This window comes from Treponema berlinense (assembly GCF_052273165.1).
GTDB lineage: Bacteria > Spirochaetota > Spirochaetia > Treponematales > Treponemataceae > Treponema_D > Treponema_D berlinense_A.
The window spans coordinates 23,538-38,039 of the sequence record NZ_DAVZIU010000020.1 but is presented as its reverse complement, the minus strand read 5'-3'; the positions used below and the strand labels follow the sequence as shown (position 1 = coordinate 38,039).

10 protein-coding genes are annotated in these 14,502 nt (G+C 39.4%); 6 read left to right on the top strand and 4 right to left on the bottom strand.

The window, feature by feature from the left end:
* The coding region (ilvC, locus tag ACT6XC_RS07485; RefSeq protein WP_443741352.1) for a ketol-acid reductoisomerase at positions 1-1,359 on the bottom strand (1,359 nt) is incomplete at its 3' end.
* Between the two features lie 476 nt (positions 1,360-1,835).
* Positions 1,836-3,296: an MATE family efflux transporter gene (locus ACT6XC_RS07480; protein ID WP_443741351.1), complete on the bottom strand. Its 1,461-nt coding sequence runs from the start codon at positions 3,294-3,296 to the stop codon at positions 1,836-1,838.
* Between the two features lie 128 nt (positions 3,297-3,424).
* Here ACT6XC_RS07480 and ACT6XC_RS07475 point away from each other — a divergent pair, with 128 nt between their 5' ends.
* The 5 genes from ACT6XC_RS07475 (at position 3,425) to ACT6XC_RS07455 (ending at position 10,617) form a co-directional block, all read left to right on the top strand.
* On the top strand, positions 3,425-4,966 hold the full coding sequence (locus ACT6XC_RS07475) for a pallilysin-related adhesin (RefSeq protein ID WP_443741350.1): 1,542 nt from the start codon (positions 3,425-3,427) through the stop codon (positions 4,964-4,966).
* Positions 4,967-5,157: 191 nt separating this feature from the next.
* Positions 5,158-6,984 (top strand): alanine--tRNA ligase, encoded by a 1,827-nt coding sequence (locus ACT6XC_RS07470; RefSeq protein ID WP_443741349.1) that lies wholly within the window; start codon positions 5,158-5,160, stop codon positions 6,982-6,984.
* 182 nt (positions 6,985-7,166) lie between these two features.
* Entirely contained in the window at positions 7,167-8,246 is a 1,080-nt protein-coding gene (locus ACT6XC_RS07465) for an MOSP complex formation periplasmic protein, TDE1658 family (RefSeq protein WP_443738218.1), read from the top strand.
* 18 nt (positions 8,247-8,264) lie between these two features.
* Entirely contained in the window at positions 8,265-8,699 is a 435-nt protein-coding gene (nusB, locus tag ACT6XC_RS07460; protein ID WP_443741348.1) for a transcription antitermination factor NusB, read from the top strand.
* Positions 8,644-10,617: a hypothetical protein gene (locus tag ACT6XC_RS07455; protein ID WP_443741347.1), complete on the top strand. Its 1,974-nt coding sequence runs from the start codon at positions 8,644-8,646 to the stop codon at positions 10,615-10,617. Before nusB ends, ACT6XC_RS07455 begins: the two co-directional genes overlap by 56 nt.
* Positions 10,618-10,667: 50 nt before the next feature.
* Here ACT6XC_RS07455 and ACT6XC_RS07450 read toward each other — a convergent pair whose 3' ends face one another.
* Positions 10,668-10,940 (bottom strand): co-chaperone GroES, encoded by a 273-nt coding sequence (locus ACT6XC_RS07450; RefSeq protein ID WP_078931762.1) that lies wholly within the window; start codon positions 10,938-10,940, stop codon positions 10,668-10,670.
* A gap of 439 nt (positions 10,941-11,379) precedes the next feature.
* On the opposite strand from ACT6XC_RS07450, the gene ACT6XC_RS07445 reads away from it, so the two are divergent.
* On the top strand, positions 11,380-12,219 hold the full coding sequence (locus ACT6XC_RS07445; protein ID WP_443741346.1) for a sigma-70 family RNA polymerase sigma factor: 840 nt from the start codon (positions 11,380-11,382) through the stop codon (positions 12,217-12,219).
* 47 nt (positions 12,220-12,266) lie between these two features.
* Here ACT6XC_RS07445 and recG read toward each other — a convergent pair whose 3' ends face one another.
* Positions 12,267-14,480, bottom strand: coding sequence for an ATP-dependent DNA helicase RecG (gene recG, locus ACT6XC_RS07440; protein WP_443741345.1), 2,214 nt, complete (start codon positions 14,478-14,480; stop codon positions 12,267-12,269).
* Positions 14,481-14,502 lie beyond the last annotated feature (22 nt).

The following is a 14,502-nucleotide window of genomic DNA, read 5'->3' as shown; positions in this document are numbered from 1 at the left end:
CTTGAGTTCAAGCCCTTTTCCGATAACGTCTGTGTGGAGTTTCGGCATAAGCTCTTTTGCCATTTCCGGTGCTGCAACGCGACTGAACAGGTAGCATCCGTATTCTGCTGTGTCGGAAATTACGCGGTTCATCTCGTAGAGACGTTTGCGGTCAATCAGGTTTGCGATGAGTGGAACTTCGTGCAATGATTCGTAGTAAGCGCTTTCTGGTTTGATTCCTGCGTCAACCATTGTCTCGAATGCAAGTTCGCAGCCGGCTTTTACCATTGCAACAAGCAGGATTCCCTTGTCGAAATATTCCTGCTCTGTGATTTCTTCTTTTGATTCTGGAGTTGATTCAAACGGAAGTTTTCCTGTCTCTTCGCGCCAGGTGAGCAAGTCGTGGTCTTTGTTTGCCCAGTCCTGCATCATTGTGCTAGAGAATTTTCCACTGATGATGTCGTCCATGTGCTTCTGGTAGAGCGGTGTCAAAAGTTTTTTGATTTCCTTTGAAAGCTCGTTAGCGCGGATTTTTGCAGGGTTAGAAAGACGGTCCATCATGTTTGTGATTCCGCCCCATTTGAGAGCCTCAGAAATTACGTTCCAGCCGTGCATCAAAAGTTTTGTCGCATATTCTGGAGCGATTCCCTCGCTTACCATCTTGTCAAAGCAGACGATTGTTCCGGCCTGAAGCATTCCGCACAAAATTGTCTGTTCGCCCATAAGGTCAGATTTAACTTCCGCAACGAAAGAAGATTCAAGAACACCTGCCTTGCTTCCGCCCATTCCTACAGCCAAAGCCTTTGCATAAGCCCAGCCTTTCTTTTCAGGGTCGTTTACAGGGTGAACGGCGATAAGGTCAGGAACACCGAATCCTCTCTGGAATTCGTGCCAGACTTCTGTTCCCGGTCCTTTTGGAGCGCACATTACAACTGTGATGTCCGGACGAATCTGCATTCCCTCTTCAATCATGTTGAATCCGTGTGAGTACCACAGAGCCGAGCCTTTCTTCATTCTCTTCATAACTTCTGTGATAACGGCTGTATGCTGCTTGTCCGGAGTAAGGTTTCCAACAAGGTCGGCAGTAGGAATCAATTCGTCGTAAGTTCCAACTTTGAAGCCGTTTTCTGTCGCGTTTTTCCAAGACTGGCGTTTTTCGGCGATTGCAGACTCGCGGAGAGCGTAAGAAACATCAAGACCTGAGTCGCGCAAGCACAAACCCTGGTTCAAGCCCTGAGCGCCGCATCCAACGATTACGATTTTTTTGCCTTTGAGAGCGTTTACTCCGTCAGCGAATTCTTCTTTTGCCATTGAGCGGCAGTGACCGAGCTGTAAACGAGCTTCGCGCCACGGAATCGAGTTAAAATAATTGTTTCCCATCTTTTTCTCCTATAAAAAGTTAATGAGGAAATATCAATTTCCGAGTTGACTTTTTAAGCATATTCGCAATTCAATGAGAATATGCAGTTTATAATGAAGTTTGCAACGCAAACTTGTAAATAAAAACTTTGACGCTATCTGAGGCAAAGTTTTTATTAGTTTCTCCTATAAAAAAGTCAGACTATAAATTGTTTTTTTTGGGCGGTTAGGCAACAAGTTGCCACCGGGCTTTTCGTGGTTCCGGCTTTCGCCTTCATTGCTTCACTTCGTTCCGCAACAAGCCACTACAATCCCTACCGCTTTTGTAAAAATCTAGTTTATTCTACAAAAAACTCAGTGTTGCGTAAAGTGAAATAAAATAAACTGAATGTTGTGTTTTGTGCAATGTGAAAAATATCGTATTTAGAAAGAAGAGGCTGTCCTAGAAGTAGTTAAACTTCATCAAAGGACAGCCTTTTTTCTTCATTTTTTTTATTTTACTTGTTTGTTTGAGAAGAAACTGTTTTTTCTTCAGCTTTTAGGTCTTTTAACAAAAATAAAAACATTCCTGCTGCAATTAAAACTGCAATAGCGTCGGCAAACGGCTGAGCGAAGATAATTCCGGTAAGTCCAAAAAGTTTTTGCATTATAAGGATTGCTGGTAAAAAGATAAAACCCTGACGGCTTACGGCAAGAACAAGAGACTGCAAGCCTTTTCCCATTCCCTGGAAAGTAAAATTTAAAACGAACATAATTCCGATAAATGGTGCCGATGACATAAGCGCATAAATAATATCTACGCCCATGGCAACAACAGCTGGATCTTCTGAGAAAATATTTATGATTGGTTTTGCAAAAATTACATAAAGAACGGTAAGAGAAACTCCAAGCACAACATTTACTAAAATCGAAAAATTGACGATTTTTTTAACACGCATAGAATTTTTTGCACCATAATTGTAGCCGATTAACGGAGCAATTCCAATTCCGAGCCCAAGCTGAATGAAAATTGTTAACATGTTTGCCTTGAGCGCAACTCCCATTGCCGCAACAGGAATATCGCCATAAACTGCTGTTCCGTCGATAAATGTCTTTATAAATGGCAAGAGTTTTTCTGATACGACAGGAACGCTGTAATACGAAGCGAGAAGATTGTTTGTTAAAATTGAACTTAAACTCATCAAAATGTTTGTAAGGCTTGCAGGAAGTCCGATTGCAAGAACGCCGAGTAAAATTCCGTTTGAAATTTTGAAATACTTCGGATTTATTGTGAGAGTTGAGTTTTTTGAAAGGATATGTACAAGATAGATTACAATCGTAACGATGTTTGCAATTACAGTTGCAATTGCGGCTCCTTTTACACCAAGTCCAAGCCCAGGAATTCCCAAAAATGAGTCGAGAATAAAAATCGGATCAAGTACAATGTTTACGGCTGTTCCAGCGATCAGTCCGACCATTGAGTTTTGAGAAGCGCCTTCTCCGCGGATTATGTTTGTGTAGGCTGTCGAAATAACAATTGCAGGTCCGCCGTACGCAATGTATTTTAAATAATCGCGTGCAAACTGTGCGGTTGTCTGAGTTGTTCCAATCATTTTGAGAATTCCTTCCATATTGAAAAGAATTAGGAATAAACCTAGAAAACCTGTAAAAATTCCTGAGTAAAAACAAAAAGAAGCAATGTTTTTTACTTTTTCGTAGTTTTTTTCGCCAAGCGCACGGCTTATAAACGAAGAGCCACCCATGCCGAAAATGTTTCCTGCCGCCATAAGAAAAAGAAAAATCGGAGTTGCAACGTTTACTGCTGCAAACTGACTCGGATCTCCTGTCTGACCGACAAAGAAAGCGTCAACCATGTTGTACAAAACAGTAACAATCATGCTTAGCACTGTTGGAAGTGCAAATTTAAAAACCGCCTTTGGAACCGGCGTGTGTTCAAAAATTTCAATATTTTTTATCATAGTACAAAAATTTTATAGAAAACAAAAAAAATGTCAATAAATGGTATTATATAGAAGAATTTGTAACTATTTGCAAAGAATTTTGTTTTATTGAGCGAAATTAACTGATTTGGTAAACTTTACAGATTATGAAAAAACTTATTCCAGTGATTTTTATTATTGTTGCCGCAGGACTTGCATTCTTTTTTGTCGGAAAAAATCTTTTTATAAAAGACAATTCTTATTCGCGTGCAAAAATTGTAAAACCGATTGTTGAAACAGAAATGTTCGAAGAAGAAAATTTAAAAAATGAATACGAAGATTATGAACAGACTTCGTTTATTGAACTTGCCAACGACGAAACTCTGCTGAACGTTGTTACGATGGATATTGACGATGACGGTTATGATGATCAGATAAATATTGTAAAAACATCAAGAAGTCCTTTTTTGGCGCTGATTGTCGGTCTGTACAATCCTTCAACATCTTCTTATGTCAGAGCGGCTTGGATTGCAACTTCAGTAAGTCAGATTCGTACTTTTGCCTGTACTGCGCTGGACGTAATCGGAAATCACAAAAATTCACTTGTTTATCAGGGAATTACGGACGAAGGTCATTCTGTTTTGTGTATTTTTAATGGAAGCCGCACCAAAAAAGGCGACTTCGTTTTAACAAAAATCGGAGACTTTGAGTCTGATGAAACAGTTTTTATTCAGCAGACGGAACGAAACGAATCGTATGAATTGAGTCAGACAAAGGCCGCCAGTTTTCCTGTTTGGATTTATGCTTCGGATTCTACAGAAGACAGCGCCAGGCTTGACCAGATTCAGACAATGTACGATTGGAACGAAAAAGAAGGAGTTTATACTCAAGTTAAGCAGGTTCGTGTTAAAGGAAACCTCATTGCCGCAAAAGAACTTGCTAGAATTCAGGATGGAACTGTCGCAACTTTTTCTAAATTTTTGGAAGGCTTATGGTATAAGACCGAAAATTCTGGTGGAAATGTACGATATATCTTTTTTGACACTCAGACGCACGAAATTATTTTTCATTATCAAGACAGTGAAGAAGTTTATTCGTGGTTGGATGCAAAGCTCCGCAGAAACGGAATGTATTTTACTTCAATAAACCAGTCAATCGAAAATCTTCAGAGGCGTTTTGATATTTCGCTTGTAAATGTTGATGAAATAAGAATCCGAATTCAAGATGACGTCCGGATGATTATCAGTGAAAGCACTCTCTGGGACGGAAATTATAAAAAAGTTTCGGCAAAATTAAATCAGAAAACTGTTGCAGGCGAATCTGAAAAAGCGCTAAAAAGGCTTGTCGAAGGACCTGCATGGACTACTTCCGATGGAAAGTATTTTGTTTTTGCAAACGGCGAATATCTGATTGAATCTGAAAAATTTACAGACAAAGGTCGTTTTGTCTTGAATAGCATTTCTGACACAAAATTGATGCAGTTTAGAAGCGATACCGCCGTAAAATTTTTTAACGGATATTATTCTGCAAGTTTTGGCAAAATTAAAAAAACTGAAAGAAATAAGCGTGGAAAAACAACAGAAATTCTTCTGGATGACAACGACACTATAATTTTGCAGTCGGTTGATGTAACTCCGAACGGATTTTTTCAGAATGAAGTATTGCCTTTGACTCTCAAAAAAACAGAGCTTAAAAAGACCGAAGAATAAAAAAACGTGCTGATAAAAAGGCGCGTAAGAGAATCTTGAAAGAGCCGAAAATCTTAGCCCGGATTGCGCGGAAAGACCGGACGAGCGGAGCGAAGGAGGACTTGTAGCAAAAGCCGGTCGCGGTAAGGCTTTGTGCTCCTTAGGTTTAAGATATTGAAATTCTGCGGTCAAATCTATAAAATGATTTAATTATGACTGCAAATGAATTACGTTCGAAGTATATCGAATTTTTTAAATCAAAAAATCACGTTGAAATTTCTGGCCAGTCTTTGATTCCGGAAAATGACCCTTCTGTTTTGTTTACAACTGCCGGAATGCATCCTCTGGTTCCTTATCTTCTTGGCGAAAAACATCCTGCTGGAACTCGTCTTACTGATTATCAGAAATGTGTACGCACTGGCGATATTGATGAAGTTGGAGATCCGAGCCACCTTACATGTTTTGAAATGCTCGGAAACTGGTCTTTGGGTGACTATTTTAAAAAAGAATCCATTGCCTTTTCTTACGAATTTTTGACAAGTCCGAAATGGCTTGGTCTTGATCCGCGCAAAATTTCTGTGACTGTTTTTGCTGGTGACGAAAATGCTCCTCGTGACGAAGAAGCTGCGGAAGCATGGAAAGCTAATGGAATGCCTGAGGACAAAATTGCTTATCTTCCTGCCGAAGACAACTGGTGGGCTGCAGGTCCGACAGGTCCTTGTGGTCCTGATACTGAGATTTTTTATTGGGTTGGCGAAGGTTTGCCTCCTGAAGGTTCTAATAAGGGAACTGACAGCGAAAACTGGCTTGAAATTTGGAATAACGTTTTTATGCAGTTTAACCGCGTTGACGAAAAAACTCTTGAGCCTCTTCCAAAAAAGAATGTTGATACTGGAATGGGACTTGAACGCACAAACTGCATCTTGCAGGGAAAGACTTCTGTTTATTTGACCGAAGTTTTCCAGCCGATTATCAAAAAAATCGATGAGCTTGCTGATTATGTTTATGGAACGGACGAAGAAAAAGACCGTTCTGTTAGAATTATTGCCGATCACAGCCGTGCTTCTGTATTTATAATTGGAGATCCAAAAGGTGTTTCTCCGTCGAATGTTGGCGCAGGTTATGTTTTGCGTCGTTTGATTCGTCGTGCCGTTCGTCATGGAATGAAGCTTGGGATCGAAAAATCTTTCCTTGCAGAAATTGCTGATTCTGTAATTGATAATTTCAAAATCGCTTATCCTGAACTTGAACAGAATGCTGATAAAATTAAGGGTGAATTGACTGCCGAAGAAGAAAAATTCCGTCAGACACTCAAAAAAGGCGAGGCTGAATTTCAGAAACTCCTGCCGAATTTGATGAAAAATCCTAAAAAAGTGATTTCTGGAAAAGTTGCGTATAACCTTTACGAAACTTATGGATATCCGCTTGAGCTTACTCAGGAACTTGGTGCTGAGCATGGTTTTTCGGTTGATGTTGAAGGATTTAAGGAAGCAGAAAAAAAACACCAGGAAGCTTCTAAGACTTTGGACGCTGGAAAAGCAAAGGGCGGTTTGGCAGAGCAGTCTGATGTTGCAACAAAATACCACACTGCGACACACCTTTTACAGCAGGCTCTGATAGATGTTCTTGGCGACAAAATTGCGCAGAAAGGTTCGAATATTAACAATGAACGCATGCGTTTTGACTTTACTTTTGACAGACCTATGACAAAAGAAGAAGTTCAGAAAGTTGAAGACATTGTAAACGAAAAAATCAAGGAAGATTTGCCTGTTACAATGGAAATTATGACTTTGGATGAAGCAAAAAAACAGGGTGCTCGCGCTCTTTTTGCAAGCAAATACGGCGAACAGGTAAAAGTTTATACAATCGGACGCGATTCAAAAAGTGATTGGTTCTCGAAGGAAGTTTGTGGTGGACCTCATGTTCAGCACACGGCTCAAATCGGTGAATTCAAGATTGTAAAAGAACAGTCTTCGTCTGCTGGTGTAAGAAGAATTCGTGCTGTGATTTCTGGCGGACTTCCGCTCGATCCTCAGTAAATTGCACAAAAAATAAGAGCCTCTGAAAACTTCTATTTTTGGAGGTGATTTTTTTATTTGAATGTAACTGGCTGGTTTTCCAGTTGTTTATATTTATTGAGGGTTTTTGGAACTTTTTTAGTTTTAGAAACCTCTTCATGTTCTCGTTTTACGGAACAAAAAAGACAAGTTAAGGAAAGTTTATGAAACGTTTTGCACTTTGCGTATCTTTGATTTTAATGGCAGGTACAGGAATTTTTGCTCAGGCGGATTTACAGCCTCTTGCTACTGTAAAACTCAATAAATCAGAGACAATCACCTTAAAACAGCTCAAAAACAGAGTTGAAATTTATGGAAAACAGAATGGAATTTCTTCTTTTACTGTTGAGCAGAAAAAAGAAATCCTTAATGCGATGATTGATGAAAAACTGGTTGTACAGGCTGCGACAAAAGCTGGAATGGTTCTTACTGATTCTCAGGTTAATCAGTATTTTATGCAGAACGTAAGCCAGCAATTTGGAAGAAACGTTACAGAAGCAGAATTTGAAGAAATCATAAAAAAACAGACTGGAAAATCTTTTGAAGATTACATGAAAAATACTGTAGGAATGGGAGTTGCTGAATACAAATCTTATTTGAAGAATCAGTTGATTGCCCAGCAGTATGTTTTGCAGCAAAAACAGGAAGAAATTCAAAAAGCTGCTCCGAGCGATGAAGAAATTCGTGCTTTTTATGAATTGAATAAGGCAAGTTTTGTTCAGAACGATATGCTTAAACTTTTCCTTGTGCTTTTTCCTAAAAACAATGATCCTGCCGCTGCAAAAACAAAGGCAGCAGCCATGCTAAAAGATTTTAAAGATAAAAAAATTACTACTGAAAAAATCAAGGCAGATGCCGCAAATTCAAAAGACTATCAGGGCGGGGATTTATTCATAAGCAAAACCGCTCAGCATGCTCAGCAGCTTGGCGTTTCATATAATGAACTTCTCGAACTTTTTGGAAAAGAAAAGGGATATATTTCTTCACTTACAGAAACAGAAAACGATTTTCAGTTTTATGCGGTTCGTGCAAAGTACAGTGCAAAAATGCTTGGTTTGAGCGATTTAGTTCAGCCAGAAACGACAATCACTGTCTATGATTACATTAAATCTAATCTTACACAGCAGAAACAGAGCCAGGCAATGATTGCGGCAGTTCAGGACGTAACAAAAGCTCTTGATACTCCAGAAAATGTAGAAAGAAAGAAGACGGGTGCAGCTTTAGACAAGTTGCTTAATTGGTAGTTTTACAGGAAAGATAAAGTGTCAAGAAGAAGAGGAAGAATTTTGGCTTTTCAGGGACTTTATTCCTGGGAAGTAGGCGGAATGCCTAAAGAAGATGTTCTTGAATTGTCTTGGGCGGATGGAGATTCTGAAAAAGACGCGGTTGATATGGAAACTGCAACTTTTGCAAGAGTTTTAATTGCCGGTGCGATTGAAAATCAGTCTCAAATTGATGAACTTATAAAAGAAAATCTTAAGGGTTGGGATTTTGCGCGCCTTAACAAGGTTACTCTTTCGATTTTGCGTATGAGCGTTTATGCCCTGCTTTTTCAGAAAGATGTTCCTGCTTCTATCGTAATTGATGAGGCGGTTGATATTGCAAAAAAATACGGACAGGATGATTCGTTTAAATTTATAAATGCAGTTTTGGACAGTATTGGAAAATCCTGCAATTCTCAATCGTCAGAAAAATAATTTTGGTCTGCGTATGAAGAAAAACTGGAAAATTTTGTCCAGCCGTAAGAATCCGGCAGTGATTTTTTTAGTTGCCGGATTTTTGTTTTTTTCGTGTTCGCAGAATTCAAAGCAGTCGTCTTTTTTGTCTGCTCTTGATACAGTTGATTCTTTTATTCAGCTTGGGCAGACTGACGATGCTTTAAAACTCTTAAAAAAAACTTCTAAATCAGCATACAGCGCTTATGCAAGAATTGGAATTTACCGGCGTTTTATGACGCTTGGAGAAAAAAGCCTTGCAGAAAAAATACTTTCCGACAGCTTAAAGAAAATTCCTGGCAACAATGAAATTTCCGCAGTCTATTCTCATTTTTTGTTGCGGGAAGGGCGGTTTGACGAAGCCTTAAAAATTGGTTCCGCCTTGGAAGGCTCAAAATACGGTTCGATTTATGCGGAAGCGGTTTTAAAATCTCAAAAAGAAAAAAATCTTCTTTTACCTCAGTTTTCCGAAATTTACGGAGCCTGTTATTCTTCAACAGGAAACGAAAAATGGCTTGTAAATGCGGCTCTTCCGTTTTTAAAAAATGGAAACTATTCTGCGGCGGCCACTTTGCAAAAATCGGTTCAGAGTGATTTTAATTTGTTTTGGGCTCAGGTTCAGTTTGACGCAAAAAATTACGATTTGTGCGTTGAAAATTACGAGAATGCTCAGTCAAAAGGTTTTTCTTTTGAAAATTTTGAACTGACAGATCTTGCAAGCGACGCTTTTTTTATGCTTGGAGATTACGATTCTGCGGAAAAAGAGCGTGAACGTTTGATTTTGCAGGCGAAAATTGAAAAAAACGCGGATATTCCAGAACTTATTTATGTAAACAGCGCGCTTTGGGCTTATAACGCTGCCCAGTATTCAAAAGCATACGATTTATTAATGACAGTTATAATGCGTGATTCAAAAAATATTCCTGCACTAATAACTTATGGAAAATTTGCACGAGCAGATTCTGTTTTGGAAAAACAGGATTTATTTGAGCGGGAATTGCGAAAGACTTCTTTGCGCACATATTCGATGAAGCAGAGAGATGAGCGACCGAAATTTTTGATAAGAGATGCAATTTTTAGAATTGAGCAAATGCTTGAATGGCAGAAAAAAAATGCGCAGGCTTTGAGCGATGAACTTTTGGTAGAAAAACTTTCTTTATGGCTGGCTGAAAATTCTGATTTGCCACAAAAAAAAGTTGAAAGCGAAATTTGGAAAAATCTTGAAATTAATGAAATTGAAAAAAATATGTATCCTCCGGCGCTTTTGCACTTTGCCGTAAACGAATTTTTAAATTTCGGAAAAAAAGAAGATGCCAGGCTTTTGTTTGAAAAATATTTAGATGCCCGCTATAAAATGAAAAAAACGGGCTTGCAGGACGAAAAAGTTGAATATGATATTTTTGGTGGTGAAAAAACATATTCTGCTCCACCGGTTCCTGAGTTTGTAATAAGGGCGGCTTTTGGCGACAGGGCGGCGGATTATGCAGGCACAATGGAAACCTGGGAAATTGAAACTGCCGCGTATTTTGCTCTTCTCGATAATAATATTTCCGCCGCCCGCCGTCTGTACGAATATGCCCTTTTTGAAACTGGAGGTGCTCGAACGATTGCGGCTGACGGACAGATTGTTTCTTTTAGCAGGCTTTGTGCTGTAAATTCGGCTGTTAATCTTGCTGTAATTTATGCTTCTGACGGTGAGTTAAAAAGAGCGCTGAATCTTTACGGACTTGCTTCCGGTAGAACTAAAGATAAAAAATTAAAATCAAAGATTCTTTACAGGACAGCTCTTGTCCAAAGCGATTTGCAGAATAGGGAAGGAGCAATTCTTTCGCTTGAATATGCCTTAAGCTTAAATCCAATGAATGCTGATGCAAGGCTTATGCTTAGAAAACTAAAATGACATAAAAAAACGGTCATTGAGTTTTTCTCGAAATGACCGTCTAAAATAAATTATTCTACCACAGCGATGATGTCTGAGTTTTTAACGATTAAATAATCTTCGCCGTCCATTTTTACCTGAACGCCTGAATATTTATCGTACATTACACGGTCGCCCACTTTTACAGTGATTTTTTCTTTTTCTGTGCCAGGTCCAACAGCTTCTACTTTTGCAGTCTGTGTTTTTTCTTGGGCAGATTCTGGAAGAAGAATGCCTGATTTTGTTGTTGTTTCTGCTTTTTCTTCCTTGAGAAGAACTCTGTCTGCTAATGGTCTGAGTTTCATATATATAACCTCCAAAAATTTTTTAATTCTTACTTTAAATATATAAATTTTGGTTCTTAATCGTCAACAAAAATCGTTTTAATTTGATTTTTTTTCAAAAAAAAAGAAAAAATGTGTCAAAAAGACGCAGCGTCAAATTGAAAGGTTGAAACTGTGTCAAAAAGAAACAGTGAAAAATTAAAAAGAGGATTTTTTTTACCCGAAAAATGCGCCCAGGGCCGGAAGGGAACGCAAGTTCGTCCGCAGGACCGAGGGTTACCGAGCCTGTAGGCACTGATTTGAAGAAAAAAGAGGAAAATAACCGGAAAATTGCCGTTTTTTTTGGCAAGTTGGGGCGCAAAAAAATAAAAAGGATAAAAAAAGTTGGCATAGTTCTTGCTTGTATATAAGTGTAAGAAATAAAAATAAACACCGTTTCGGCGATTTTAAGGAGCATTTTATGACAAATTACGACGAAAACTTGGGAATTTACTTGAAAGAAATAAACAAAATTCCGCTCTTGAATCATGAAGAAGAAACAGAGCTTGCAATTAAGGCTAAAAATGGCGACAAGGCTGCAAAAGATAAAATTATAAATGCGAATCTTCGGTTTGTCATAAATGTTGCAAAAAAATATCAGAATCGCGGACTGGAACTTGGTGATTTAATCAGTGAAGGAAATATCGGTCTTTTGACTGCGATTGAAAAATTTGATGTTACAAAAGGCTATCATTTTATTTCGTATGCTGTCTGGTGGATTCGTCAGACGATTTTGAAGGCAATTTGCGAAAAAGGACGTGCAATCCGCATCCCGATGAACCGCATGAACGAACTTGTTCAGATTGAAAAGGCTAAAAAACTTGTTCACGGCAAAAAATCTGAAAGTGAAGAAATTGAAACGATTGCGAAAATGCTTGGAATGGAAAAACAGCACGTAAACGAAATGTTGGAAATCAACCGCGATATGATTAGTCTTGATGCTCAGGTTGAAAATAAAGACGGTGATATTGGAACGGTCGGCGACTTTGTTAAAGATGAAAAATATTCGAATGTTGATGAAAAGGTTATAACGGAAAATCTTCAGAAAGACATTGCGAATGTTCTTGGAACTCTTAAGCCAGCGGAAGAAAAGGTTATTCGCCTTCGCTACGGTCTTGACGGTGAAAAACCTATGTCTTTGGCTCAGGTTGGCGAAGAATGCAATCTTACTAAGGAAAGAATCCGCCAGATTGAAAAAACTGCAATCTGCCGTATGCAGCATCCTGTTCGTGCAAGACGGCTTGAGGCCTATGTTGCTTAACGTTTAGCACGTTTTGCGGACTAATCTCGAGTTTTAAAAGTTTGTCGCTATTTTGCGGTGGATTGGACGTAATTGAATGCGTCGGCTCTTGCTTTTGACATGATTCGCCGGTCTTTGAAAAGATCGGCGAGTGCAAATGTTAATTCTCCACTTTGTGCGGTTCCGGTTATTTCGCCGGGACCTCTCAGTTTTAAATCTTCTTCGGCGATTGCAAAGCCATCGTTTGTCTGGCGGATTGCCTTCATTCGGGAAATTCCATTTTCTGTTATATTTTTTGAATAAATCAAAAAGCAGTAGGATTGTTCGCTTCCTCTTCCGACTCTTCCTCTGAGCTGGTGGAGAGCTGCAAGTCCAAAGCGGTCTGCCTGCTCGATTACCATGCAGCTTGCGTTTGGAACGTTTACGCCGACTTCGACTACTGTTGTTGCGACGAGAATATTTATTTTGCCGTTTTTAAAATCTTCGAGAATTTGCGCCTGTTCGTCTTCGCTTATTTTTCCGTGGATTAGCGCGCATTTGTATTCTGGATAAACCTGGGTTTTGAGAAAATTGAATGCGTCTTCTGCGGCTTTTAATGCCTGTTTTTTTTTACCGCTTTCTTCGAATAATTCTTCGTTTGCGGAAAAATCGTTGTTTTCGGAAAAATTTTCTTCTTGCGCTTCGTTGAGCCCAATTGCTGGATAAACGAAATATGCCTGATGTCCTTTTTTTAATTCTGCCCGGACGGCTTCGTAAGCATTTGATTCGTTGCCTTCTTTTGTCAGGTAGGTTTGAATTGGTTTACGCCCTTCTGGCATTGTGCGGATTGTAAGAATATCCAGGTCACCGAATGCTGTGAGTGCGAGTGTTTGCGGAATTGGTGTTGCGCTCATCATAAGCAGGTTAGGTTCTGTGAGTTTTGCGTCTGAACTTGTGCGCGCCTTGTCTAAAATTGCGGAACGCTGCATGACGCCGAATCTGTGCTGTTCATCGATGATTGCCAGCGCGAGGTCTTTGTACTGGACGTTTTTTGAAAAAAGCGCGTGAGTTCCGATTACAAGGTTGATTTTGCCTTCTTTTAGGGCTGTTAAAAGCTGAATCCGGCCTTTTGCGTTTACGTTCCCGGTCAGATATGCGACAGAAACGTTCAGGGCTTCGAGTGCTTTTGCGGCATTTTCAGCATGCTGCCTGGAAAGAATTTCTGTCGGTGCCATAAGAGCTGCCTGGCTCCCGTAATCGATTACCCGGAGGGCTGCAAAAAAAGAAACGAGTGTTTTTCCGCTGCCGACGTCGCCCTGAAGAAGCGCCCTCATTGAAAACTGTCTTTGTTCCTGTTTTTTTGAAATTAAGGGAGAGGTTTCGTAGCTTTTGTCGATGTCGCAGTTCATCTGATAAATTACATTTTTTTGGTCTTTTGTAGGTTTAAATGGAATCCTGTGAAGATATTGCTTTTGCCGTGGAGAAAGTGATTTTGTAAACTGCTCGTCTGAAATTTGCGGTTGGTTTTGGTCTGGATTTTGCGGTAAAAGTTCAATCGAAGGAAGAAATCCACGGTGTTCGATTGACTGTCTTGCTATTGCGCATTGAAAAAAGAAAAATTCTTCGTAGACGAGGGTTTTTCGAGCTTTGTTGTAGTCGATAGAATTTTGCGGATTGTGAATGAGTTTTATTGCATCACGTTTGTGCAAAAGCTGGTTTTGAGAAATGAGATATTCTGGTAAATCATCTTCGATTCCGAGCGCAAATTGTGAAATTGCGGAATTTACAGCTTTTCGGACAATTTTTTGGCTTAAACCTTCTGTCAGGCTGTAGACTGGAAAAATTTTGCTTTCTGGTGGCATTGTGTTTTCGTAGTCTGTCAGATTTCCTTCGTCTGAGATTTTTTGTGTTTCAAAAGAAGATGACTGAAGCTTGCCGAATTTTGCTTCAAACCTGCCTGTTACAGCGATTATTGCTCCCTGAGGCAGTGTTTTTTCTAAAAACGGACGGTTAAAGGCTACGAGTTCTGCGCTTGCAGTTCCGTCTGTTATTATGATTTTGAGGGTTTTCATGTTGCCGTAGCCGAACCATTCGTGGCCTGTTACTTTTGCAATTGTGTGGACTTTTGAAAATTTTAATGAATCTTTTAAGGCTATTTTTTTTGTGCGGTCGTCATAAGTTCGCGGATAGAATTGAAGCAAATCTCCGACAGTAAAAATGTTTAGGCGTGAGAAAAGTTCTGCTGTTTTTTTTCCAACTCCAGAAAGCGCGGAAATTGAATTTTTAATTTCGGAAATTTTCACTTTTGCTACCGTTTATCCGCAG

Bases quoted from the DNA above. Each gene is read 5' to 3' on its own strand.
- ACT6XC_RS07455 (WP_443741347.1), top strand. From the start codon at position 8,644: ATGCAGTTTTGGACAGTATTGGAAAATCCTGCAATTCTCAATCGTCAG.
- ACT6XC_RS07465 (WP_443738218.1), top strand. From the start codon at position 7,167: ATGAAACGTTTTGCACTTTGCGTATCTTTGATTTTAATGGCAGGTACA.
- ACT6XC_RS07450 (WP_078931762.1), bottom strand. From the start codon at position 10,940: ATGAAACTCAGACCATTAGCAGACAGAGTTCTTCTCAAGGAAGAAAAA.
- ACT6XC_RS07445 (WP_443741346.1), top strand. From the start codon at position 11,380: ATGACAAATTACGACGAAAACTTGGGAATTTACTTGAAAGAAATAAAC.
- ACT6XC_RS07470 (WP_443741349.1), top strand. From the start codon at position 5,158: ATGACTGCAAATGAATTACGTTCGAAGTATATCGAATTTTTTAAATCA.
- ACT6XC_RS07475 (WP_443741350.1), top strand. From the start codon at position 3,425: ATGAAAAAACTTATTCCAGTGATTTTTATTATTGTTGCCGCAGGACTT.
- ACT6XC_RS07480 (WP_443741351.1), bottom strand. From the start codon at position 3,296: ATGATAAAAAATATTGAAATTTTTGAACACACGCCGGTTCCAAAGGCG.